The organism is Oscillospiraceae bacterium (assembly GCA_031265355.1).
Lineage (GTDB): Bacteria > Bacillota > Clostridia > Oscillospirales > UBA929 > JAIRTA01.
In genome coordinates this window covers 1-10,734 of sequence record JAISCT010000076.1, presented here as the reverse complement: position 1 = coordinate 10,734, position 10,734 = coordinate 1, and the positions used below count along the sequence as shown (strand labels likewise).

General features: G+C 56.7%; 6 protein-coding genes. 1 reads left to right on the top strand and 5 read right to left on the bottom strand.

The features are described 5' to 3' along the window. Positions 1–272: 272 nt before the first annotated feature. The 5 genes from LBK75_11510 to LBK75_11490 all read right to left on the bottom strand — a co-directional run bounded on the left by LBK75_11510 (position 273) and on the right by LBK75_11490 (position 10,397). Complete coding sequence (locus tag LBK75_11510) at positions 273–641, bottom strand: maturase (GenBank protein ID MDR1158904.1); 369 nt, start codon at positions 639–641, stop codon at positions 273–275. A 230-nt stretch (positions 642–871) separates the two neighbouring features. Then, positions 872–1,447 (bottom strand): hypothetical protein, encoded by a 576-nt coding sequence (locus LBK75_11505; GenBank protein ID MDR1158903.1) that lies wholly within the window; start codon positions 1,445–1,447, stop codon positions 872–874. A gap of 598 nt (positions 1,448–2,045) precedes the next feature. After that, complete coding sequence (locus LBK75_11500) at positions 2,046–7,754, bottom strand: DUF4981 domain-containing protein (GenBank protein ID MDR1158902.1); 5,709 nt, start codon at positions 7,752–7,754, stop codon at positions 2,046–2,048. A 549-nt stretch (positions 7,755–8,303) separates the two neighbouring features. Then, positions 8,304–9,638, bottom strand: coding sequence for an amidohydrolase (locus tag LBK75_11495; protein MDR1158901.1), 1,335 nt, complete (start codon positions 9,636–9,638; stop codon positions 8,304–8,306). A 192-nt stretch (positions 9,639–9,830) separates the two neighbouring features. Next, positions 9,831–10,397 (bottom strand): S-layer homology domain-containing protein, encoded by a 567-nt coding sequence (locus LBK75_11490; protein MDR1158900.1) that lies wholly within the window; start codon positions 10,395–10,397, stop codon positions 9,831–9,833. Between the two features lie 81 nt (positions 10,398–10,478). On the opposite strand from LBK75_11490, the gene LBK75_11485 reads away from it, so the two are divergent. Next, a complete protein-coding gene (locus tag LBK75_11485) occupies positions 10,479–10,640 on the top strand; it encodes a hypothetical protein (GenBank protein MDR1158899.1) in 162 nt (53 codons plus the stop codon). The last annotated feature ends 94 nt before the right edge of the window (positions 10,641–10,734 follow it).

Genomic DNA, 10,734 nt, shown 5'->3' with positions numbered 1-10,734 from the left:
TCGATAATAACCCTGCCGATATTCCAATACAGGAGTATCTGCTCACGGTTCGCGCCCAAAACAGCGCGGTACTGTGCGTTGTGTATTTGAGTCTTAACGCTCTCAAGGATTTGGAAATAGTCGTTGCTGTTAATCAACATTTCACATCCTCCTGGTAAGCCTGTAAACGCGGAACTTGTCGAGTAGCCGGACACCTCACAGCATCCGGCCCTCCCCAGATCCGTGCGGGCACAATTCACGCACACGGCTCCTCACAAGTAGTTTGTTCCCTGTCAGCTGTAGATGCTAACGTAGATTCGGGGTTGGGCCAATGGTGTGATTTTCATTAACTCGTTGAACCCTTTCCAAGTGTAGCTCCTCTTCTGGCTTCGTCGGTTGAGCCACTTGAACAACAATCGTTGTGTTTCAAACAGAAAGCTTCCTATGCTGTCGGAGTTGTCCGTTATGCCGTAGTACTGGTAGTGTCCGCGCAACTTCTGGTTTAGTGTTCTTATCAGGTCATTGAGCCTGAGGTGTCGGTTTTGTTTTATCCACAGATTCATTTCTTTCAACTTGAGCCTGAACTTCTTCTGTGCTATCCTCCGTTTCACTCTAAACCTGCCTGTCTTGTGGCTTCTTGAACAATAATGCGTGCGCTTCATGACTCGCTACCTGTGGATTGGTTCCTCCTTTCTGGGCGGGGTTCCCACCCGCTAATGTGTGTAACCTTGCTCGGTCGCTCTGCCTCTCTATCATTTCTTTTACTGCTTCAATAGCCTGTGTTAACACTATGCGTCTCTTTGACTGTTTTTTCATCTTTCCCACCAACAATTTAGTGATACACCTTCCTATAAAAGGTATCCAAAAAATTGTGGGGGCTCTTCTCAAAAAGTCAAGTCTTGTTCTGTAAACTTTTTATGTGCTTTTCCACTGTTGCCTCATCGACTGTTGATGCTACAGATAAATGAAATCCGCCGTCCGGCATCTCTGTCAATTCATAATTCATCATCATCCTTTTGTTGTCTGGATACATTTGCCGCTTGCGTTCCAGCATGTACTGCACAACCCTTCTTGATTCGCCTTCGGACATAATAGGCTTCATCAGCTTCCTTATTTTTCTGCGGCCTTTGGATGTGTCTCCCATGACCGAACAATTCCAAACTGCCATTGCCATCATGATCGCGTTTTCGTACTCATCTTTATTGTCGCTATCAATCGTATTTAAAAACGGTTCTGCGTAGTCTAACAAAATATCCGACATTTTCTCAAGTGTGCTATCTCTGATTATTTCGTGCTCAATGCCGCTCATCTCACGCATCTTTTGCTTTAACCGCTTTGCAGATTCTTCGCTTATTCCGCAGTCATTTTCCGCAGTATCTGCGCCCGTTTGTCCCGCCTTCATCTGTTGCCGCTTCCTGAGTTTGTTCCTCTGTCTTACAATATCCTTGCGCGTTTTTTCCCTTTTCATCGGAAGCCCCCTTGCACTATTCTGCGAGCCGGCTTCCGCTTTGCCAGACCTTTATGCATCTCCCACTACCAGCTCGGCATTCCTTGGAGTCCCGTTTTAAATCGTCATTCTTTGAAATATCCTTAACCTGTTGACAGTGGTTAAAATGCCCTTATCCGTCGTGAAGAAATAATCGCTGTGTCGAGCGCACAAGCCACATGAAGTGCATCCAATGGCTTCAGCCTAACTGCATACTTTTATGAGCACCTTTACAACAACATTATATACCAATATTGCGCATTTGTAAAGCATGATCTAACGTCGCCGCGGCCGTTGGTTTTAGCGACCTATACCGGCACTTGTACGACAAGCCACTAGGCCAGCAACAACAAAATGTTGTTATCTGCCGTGTTATATCTCTGTGTTGTCGATTTCTCTGGCTGCTAAAGCTTTATCTTCCATTGTCCCCTCGTGCTGTAGTTGATGATTGGCATTTTTTCTCCAACCAAAAACGGCGCAGTCCGTTGCAAACACAACGGACTGCGCCGTTTTGGCCGTTATGACATGTCAGTCACATGAGAATGGTTTCACCACAGACATCCTTGCCCGGAACTGCGTGTTAAGATTCAATCAAAATCCGAGATGTGGGCGGTGACAGCGGGACGTAGTCCGCGTCCCAATAGCACGCGACGGCGCTGGCAGCGCCGGGCGGAACGGCGGCGGCGCAGTCAACTCTGACCAGATCGCCCGCGGCGGCGACCCGGGCGCCTGCAGCCGCTTCGACAAGCCTTCCGGCGGCGTCGTAGAAGGCCAAAATGATCTGTGCACCCGCGGTGGGTGCGGCGTCCAATACAACCGACGCCACGGCGCTGCCGCCGTCAAGATTCACCTGGAATGACTTGGCGTCCTCGACAGCGGCGTAAAGCGCGTTATACGCGTTCACTGCCGCAAGCTCGGCGGCTGAACTTGTCAAATCGTTCGCGGCGGCGTACGCCGGATTGTTGGCCTTCACGCCAACGGCCAACGCGAGCGGCATCAAGTCTTTTGTGTTCTGATACGCGCTGCGCTGTGTCTTGGAGAACGTCATCGCCGCATCCGCGTCGAAATCGTCGACCGGGAGGATTGAGAAGTTGTAAACCACGGTTTTACCGGCGGCGTTGATAATGTAGCACGATTTAGGCGTGGCCTGGTTGCCCCAGCTGGTATCGGCGCCGCGTCCGCGCGAAGCAATGTCCACGTATAGGTACGTCGGAAGCCTGGCGTCGTTGCGCCCGAACTCGTCATAGACCTGGTACGGGTGCTTTTGCCTGGCGTCGCCGAACTGCGTCGGGCTGTAGTGCAGCGCACTGAACTCGACCAAGTTTGCCATGTTGTACGCTGTCTCGGCTTGGTTATACGTATAACCGCCGCCGTTTCCGGTAAACAGGGTGTTGGCCGCAAACTGGCCGGCCTTCATGACAACACCGAAACCCGTGTCGTCCGTCACGGCCGCCCAGCGCGTATCCTGGTGTTCACCTTCATCCTGACTGCTGAGATGCTCGGTGTAGCTGTCTGACACCGTTGTCGAATAAACGCCGACATCGGTGCCCGTTTTGCGGTCCACGTAGTTCGACTCCGGCCCGCGCGCGAAGTAGGTGATGTTCTCCATCCCCGGCACAAGCTTCATATAACCGCCGACGACATTGATGGTCGACGACGCTGACGCGCCGAACACATAACTCTCGCTCACGTTGACCTCGCCCGTCGGGTAAATCTTGTAGGTCGTCGTCATCGTCACGCTCCGCGCGGCGGCGGACGTGTTGGCGGACGTGTTGACGATTTCGACGTAGCTTGCATACCTCGCCGCCACAGTGTAAGTCGTCGAGGATTGCACTCGTGACGAGCCGATGTTCTTCCAGCCTATGATATTGGTACCGTTCGTGCCCTCACCATACTGGTTGTCGGTCAATGGCATATAGAAGTTTGGCTCATAACCAAGCGTGGCAAACTGGCGCCCTTTGAAACTCATGTCGGTGAACGTGCCGGCCGCTTTGTCGAACGTGTACGCAAACAGGCCGTTCGGGCCGGTAATCTCAATCGTTCCGTCTGTTTCGCCGCCCGTCCCCGTGACGCTCATCTGCTCAACCGTCGCAGGAACAACCGGCTTGGCGATAGGTGCGAAAGCACCCGTCGTAAGCGGCAACTGGCCTTCGGCGACGACATAGCCCTTCTCGGCCCATTTTGTGGCCGTTCTCAGGCAAAACTGGATATTGAAGAAATACTCCGCGCCGGGCTTTGTCGTCACCGATTCGAAATCTTGGGTGAACGTTTCGACCGTGTTCTTCGCGTTGGCGATCGCGTACGGCTCCGGGGCGACGTCGAGAACGCCGGAGCCTTCCCTGATGATCGCGCCGTTTTCGTAAAGCTGCCAAGTCATGTCATACGCGTTGGCGTTTGTGTACATGAACGAGTTCTTGACGGTGTAGCCGACGCTTGTCGCAGTGGGCGCGCCGTTTGCCGTAACTTTCAGCCTCTGGTACAGACGTCTGGCTTCGGAGGCGTGCGGTTTTAGGGTGCGGTCCGCAAAGATAACGCCGTCCCCATTGAAGTCAAGGTCGCCGCTCGAGTTGCCCCAGTCGCCGTCGTAACCGAAGAACGTATCGTCGCCCGAACGGTCGCCCCTCACGCCGGCGACGGTGGACGAAGGCGGCACCGGGGTGATGATCGACTGGTCAACCCAGTCCCAAATAAACCCGCCGGCGCTGTACGAGTTGCCCTCGGCGATCGCGACGTATGTGTCCATGTTACCGAGCGCGCTGCCCATGGCATGGGAGTACTCGCAGTTGATCATGATTTTGTTTTGACTCGGGCTGTCAAAAGAACCGTACGACGGGTACATGCCGGCCCATATATCGGCGTACGCTTGGGCGTACTGCGCGTGGGTCGGGCGGCCGCCGCTGCCGAGCAATCCGCTTAGCTCGTTCTCGCGGGCTTTGAGCGTCCAAATCGAATACTGCGCCGACGTGGCGTTCATGGCCGACTCATTGCCGGCGGACCACGCCACGACACAGGTCATGTTCTTGTCGCGTTCATACATGTTGAGCATGCGGTCACGCAACGTCGGCATAAAAATCGCACTCGTCGAATTGCCCGTGCTGTTGTGGCTCTCGTGGTTGGCCTCGTCCATGACGTAAATGCCCAGCTCGTCCGCCACGTCGTAGAACCTCGTGTCGTGCGGGTAATGGGACATTCGGATCGCGTTTACGTTGTTTTGCTTCATCAGCGTCTCGTCTTTGCGGATGAGGTCGAGCGTCATGACATACCCTGTTTCGGGGTTCGTTTCGTGGAGATTTGCCCCGTAGAACGTAAGACGTTTGCCGTTCACCAACCAGTAGGAGCCGGCCGAGGCGGTGTAAACGCCGTTGGAAATCGTATGCGAGTTGGCCGCGTTGACGTATTGCGTGTACTTGAAACCGACGCGCACGCATGTGTATTCCGTCTGCGCCCCGTTGTCCACGTACATCACCAGTTTGTACAGGTACGGATCCTCGGCAGACCAGAGATGCGGGTTTTCAAGCGACGCGGTGAACCGCGGGATCGCGAGAGAGATATTGGTGCTGCCCGTGATGCCCGGCGTGGCGGTGTATCTGACACCGCCGCCAAACGGCAGGACTTCCGTGGTGGCGTTGTTGCTGCCGGCTACGCCGGAGCTCGTGACGAAGTTGACGTACTGATACGCAGCCGTCTCGCCGCCCTGCGCGACGATGGCGCCGTCCGCGTCATAAAGCTTGTAATGAACCGGTTTGGAGGTCCCGCTCGTTCTCGTTGGGTCTGAAAAGTCGCGCACGGCGGCTTTCAGGTCAAATGTCCAATCGGTGTCGCGCCCATTGTTGAGATCGTCCGGCGAGACAGGCCTCGTTGCAACCTCAAAGTCCCAGATGTCTTCCGCGTTGCGCGCCATCAGGTATGTTTTACGGGCGATGCCGGACAGACGAATCATATCCTGATTCTCAAGCCACGACCCCGATGTCCAGCGAATCAACTGCAAGGCGATGACATTGTCGCCGACATTTACGTACGGCGTCACGTCGATCTCGTGATGCGTCCATATGTCGGTGGTCCAACCCGCGGCGCGGCCGTTGATCCAGACGTAGCACGCGCTTACGCCGTCAAAGTTCAAGAATATTTCCTTGCCGTCCCAGTCCGCCGGCACCGTGAAATGCCTCTGATACGTGCCGACACCGTTGTAGTTTGTCGGAGCGGCGGGCGCGCTTGTGGTGTTGCCGCTGTGGTAGTACTGCCACGCGTTTTTGGAGTTTACATATTGCGCCTGGTCATACTTCGCGGTGCCGTCGTCGTTGAAGTTGACCTGCCAGCTGTTCGGAACCGTGATGTCGTCCCACGCGCCGGCATCGAAATCCAGCGTGTTAAAGTCGCGGGGCGCCTGCCCTATGCCGGCTGTCGGCCAGGGCCGCTGGCCCGGATTGACGGCGAAATGAAATTTCCATGTCCCATTCAGCGGCAGGATGTCGTCGGAGTTCGAAACCGTCCCGGCTTCGTCCGCGAACGGATACAGCGTGAAATTGTCCTTGGCTTTGGCTTCGGTGTCATATAGATAGTAGTGGGAGCGCGGGTTCTCACCGCCCAGTTGGAAGACAAAAGTCGTGGACGAGTTTGTGTTCCACTCGTTGCCCGTGAACGTCAAGTCCGGCTTCACATACACCACCGTGGTTTTGTCCGAATCCGCCGCCGCGGGCACGAACGTATAATCGGCAAAATCCGCTATGGCAAGTCTGATTTCTTTGGTGACCGCGATGTTGGTCAAGGCGAGCGACCAGTTTGTGCCGCTGCCGGTCAAGGCCCCTTTCACAACCGCGTCGTCCGGGATAACGCCGACCGCGGCCGCAGTCAGCCCGGTCACAGCCGTATCAAAGGTGATGTCGATCTTGGCGGATTGTACTTTCGCCCCCACGTCGCCATCCGCCGCCGCGCTGAACCCGATGATATCCGGAGGCCGTTTGAACAGCACAGCTTTGTCGGAGATACCGGGTGTATGGGGGACAATGACAAAGTTGGGGATGTTCCCGATGGCAACGGCGATCTCCCCGGCCTGCGCGTTGAAGAGCTGAAGCGACCAGTTTTTGTCGCTACCCGTCAAAACGCCCTTGTCCGCCGCGCCCGCCGGACTCAGCGTGATGTCCGAGGCCGTCAGCCCGGCGATCGGCTTGTCAAACGTGATATCAATGCGGTTTGACGTCTCCGCGGGACTTCCGTTTGCCGATACTTCGTACAGGGCGGTCGCGCCCGCGTACAGTGTGATCTTGTCGGCGTCCGCGGGGCTGGCCGTAAAGGCGTAGCCCGGAACCTGCACGCCCACGGCGACGTCCCCAGCCACGATGTTGCTCACCGGGACCGTCCAGGTCGTGCCGCCGTCCGACGTCGCCGGCGCACCTACGACGGCCGAGCCCGCCGGGGTCAGCGTGACATTTGACGCCGTCAGGCCGGCCACCGCCGTGCTCAGCGTCAGCGCGATCTGCGAGGTCGAGGTCTCCGCGTCGCCGTTGGCGGCGGCGCTGAACGTGGCTGGGGCGATGTTTCTTTGGTAGAGGCCAATGTTGTCTATGTATGTGGTCCATGTGACATTGGACAGGCGTATGGCTTGTATCTGGATGCTGTTCATCGCGCCGGTCCACGTGGCATTGGCGGTCAAGGTGTAGGTTGTGCCGGCGTTGTTTTTGGGTGCGATGTCAAATTGGATATTGGCTCCTTTTCTCAGGTAGACGTTCACCGTATACCACTGCGTCAGGCTGGTTTGCCCGGTAGGCAGAATTGTCTGCGCGTTTCCGGTCGGTCCCGTGTGGTACCCAATACCGCCCGACGCTGCCACAAGCGCCAGCAGGATCGCCCCGCCGTTTTCGAACCTGATCTCACCTCTGTTGGTGGCGTTGGGACTCCCTGGGTACCAATCGAACGATATCAGCGCCTCGTCAGACGCGTTCAGTCCGTTCTTGGCGGCGGTGCTGAGGGTTTTGATCGCGTGGCGGTTGCCGCTGACATTGCTCAGGACCCAAGACAGTTTGCGCGTGGCGTTGGCGTCGGCGCCGGCGCCCACGGAAGTCGCGACATTGGTCGGGGCGATGTAGTTGGCCGCGGGGTTTTCAAGTCCCGCAGCTGAGGCAATGCCGAATATATCGGTCGTGGGGTTCTCAAAATCGGTACTCTCTATGTTGTTGTATCCCGGCGGCGGGGTCAGGCTGGCCGCCTGCGCCGGCAGGGAACCCACCGGCAGCATCGCCGCAAGCGTAACAAGCACAAGCGCTGCGCTGATCACTTTACGTGTTTTTAGCATGAAAATTTTCCCCCTTACAACATATATGGTTCAAGTGTCAAAACCCTCGGCCATCGCCAGACACACCTCTGACACCTGAACCATTCGTGACCATTGGGAATCGCTCCGGGACAGGGCCGTCTGCACAAACGGTCCCACCGGCGGTCGCTTCATCTGCACACAACGCAACCGCCCCGGTTCCGGACATATTCCTAAATCTCCCTGGGCCGCAGCACTTTCGACGCTTCCCGCACCGTCCTGTTATGCTATACGTTTTCAAAATTGTCGTTTCTGGAGATTTGGCCTGTCTGATTAGGGCGAAACGAACAAAAAGATATTGCGTCAATCTCTTGACTTTGCGAATTGTGTGGAATATGATAGAAACGTTAGTCTCTCTGGCACACGCACAGGCACCTCCTCAAAAGGTATACCTTTTTAAAAACCGTCAAAAGGCCCCGTTTTCCTGACAAAAACGGATTGAGCGGATTTCGAATCGCCCTGTGTCGCACAGGTGTCCGGTCCGCTCAACCCTGGTACTTTGCGATTTGATCGTCAAAGGCCTCGCTTCCGTCAGCCTTCGGCGCCGTAATCGACGACTTCGGTCTTCTCCAGCGCGTCCATGTATGCGATATAGTCCGCTTTGGTGAAGTGCGGTTTGTAGGCCGCCCGGATGTCCCGGGCGGCCCGGGCTCCGTCTTTCAGCAGGTGGTACGCCGTGAGCGCGAAGATCTTCGCGGTGGCGATGTAGGCCGTCTCCTCGTCGAAAAAGTCCACATCCTTGGAGTGTAGATCTCCAATCATCCCGCCGGTGGTAAAGTTCAGCACCGGCATGAGATAGCTGAGGTCGCCCACGTCGGTGGAACCGGTCCCGTGTTCGCCGTCCGCCACCCGTTCGATCGCCTCCGACGGGAACACCAACCGGGCCGCCGCCTCGATCTCGGGGGCGGGCGGCGCGGCGACCACCGGCAGATAGCCGGGCGCCGTGAGGATCTCCACCTTCGCGCCGAGGGCCATGGCCCCCGCCTTGAAGCTCCGGTCCACCTTCCGGTCCGCGTCCAGAATGGCCTCCAGGTGTTTCCCGCGCACGAGGATCTCCACAGTGGCGTCCTGCGGGATCACGTTGACGAGCTCGCCGCCGCGCGTCAGGATCGGATGGACCCGAACGGTGTCCGCGTCCCGGAAAGTTTCGCGCTGATAGGCCAGCGCGGTCAGGCCGAGGGAGGCGGCGCTTAGCGCGTTGATGCCCAGGTGCGGCGCGGCGGCAGCGTGCGCTCCGCGTCCGCGCAGCCAAACTACCTTGGACACAAAGCCGTTGGAGGTCTCGCTGCCTATCTTGATCCCCTTCACACCGGAGGCGGAGTGGTGGGTAACGGAGACTGCCACGTCGTCGAACGCGCCGATGCGGATGAGCTCGCACTTCCCGCCGCCGTAACGCAAAAGCCCCTGTTCCTTGAGGCCGTTTTTGAACTCGACCTCGCCGTACTCCTCCGCCGGTACGGCGAAAAACGCGACGCCGCCGCCGAGGTGCGCCGCCACAGTCGGGCTGCTCAGCGCGAAGGCGGCCCCCACGACCCCCGCGAGCTGCGCATGATGTCCGCAGGCGTGGGCCGCGCCCGTCTGCGGATCGGCGTGCGGATGGTCCGGGGAAACCACCGCGTCCAGCTCCCCTATCAAGGCCACAACCGTGTCGGAGGCCTCCTTCGGCCGCAGATCGGCCCTGACGCCGGTGATGGCAAGACCCTCCCGCACCGCGAGAGAGCGGGCGCGAAACATCTCCGCCACCTTGGCCGCCGTCCGTCTCTCTTTGTACCCCAGCTCCGGGTGTCGGTAGACGTCGCGGGCAAACGCCAAAATCTCCTCCCGATTCTCGTCGATCGCGCGCAGAATCCCCTGTTCCACATCCATGTCTCTTCCCCCGATCCCGGGCCCTTTGCGGCCCATGATTTCCATATTTTACATGTTTTGACTTATAAGTATCTCATATATGTTTTGCTATCACTTGCCATCCAGCATACCGCACGCCGGCGGATTTGTCAAGCCGGACGAAATTGCCCGGCATTTTGCTTTTTATGGGTATTCATGGGCATTTGTGCGCCCCTACAGCAAATTCTCAATAAACCGTTCCAATATAACCGCGACTTCGGCGCGGGTCGCCACGCCTTTCGGAACAAGCGCATCATTGCTTCGGCCTTGAACCAGTCCGATACCAACGGCCCATTCGAGCATATCCGCTGCCCAATCCGATGCGTCTTCGCTGTCTTCGAACTTTGTAAGATCGCCTTTTGCGGACGTATCCATTCCAAGCGATTTTGCATATCGATACAGAATCGCCGCCAGCTGTTCGCGGGTGACGCCGTCTTCCGGCACAAAGTTGCCGCCGCCTGTTCCCAGGACTATCGTGCTCGCGCGTGCCCATCTTACCGCGTCGGCGCAGTACGCACCGGCGTCAACATCGGCAAACAGGTCTCCGTCTGCAGACGGTGCATTTTCTAAATGGTGCAGCGCGGTGATGAACACAGCGCGCGTCATGTACGTATTGGGGCTGAATTGATTCGCACCTGTACCATCAAGCAATTCACGCGCGCTTGCGAAGACCACGTATTTTTCATACCAAGAACCTGTCGGCACATCGTCAAAGAATTTGTGGTTGTCAATGATCTTCACTGTCGCAGAACCCTCAAGCGGAATGGCGATCTTGCCGTCCCTCACGTAAGATTTTTTTATGATTTCCTCGGTGCCGTCTGTATGAATGACAACCGCGACACTGCCGTCGTCGGTTTTTGCATCTGGAATCGTAACTTTAATGCCGCCCTTGATTTTGTCGAATGCCTTATCGCCCGCTGCGACGATGATTGTGTAACTGCTATCCGCGTTCCTCGCGGTTTTTATTTAACAAGCGGCTGGTAAAAACCACGGACTTCAGTCCGTAAATTCTTTCAGAACTTGTAGACACTTTAGTGTCATCTGGTATAATGGAAGCGGGGTGACGCCGGTGGAATAC

Coding starts and splice junctions, on each gene's coding strand:
- LBK75_11510 (MDR1158904.1), bottom strand. CDS start 641: ATGAAGCGCACGCATTATTGTTCAAGAAGCCACAAGACAGGCAGGTTT.
- LBK75_11505 (MDR1158903.1), bottom strand. CDS start 1,447: ATGAAAAGGGAAAAAACGCGCAAGGATATTGTAAGACAGAGGAACAAA.
- LBK75_11500 (MDR1158902.1), bottom strand. CDS start 7,754: ATGCTAAAAACACGTAAAGTGATCAGCGCAGCGCTTGTGCTTGTTACG.
- LBK75_11495 (MDR1158901.1), bottom strand. CDS start 9,638: ATGGATGTGGAACAGGGGATTCTGCGCGCGATCGACGAGAATCGGGAG.
- LBK75_11485 (MDR1158899.1), top strand. CDS start 10,479: ATGAATGACAACCGCGACACTGCCGTCGTCGGTTTTTGCATCTGGAAT.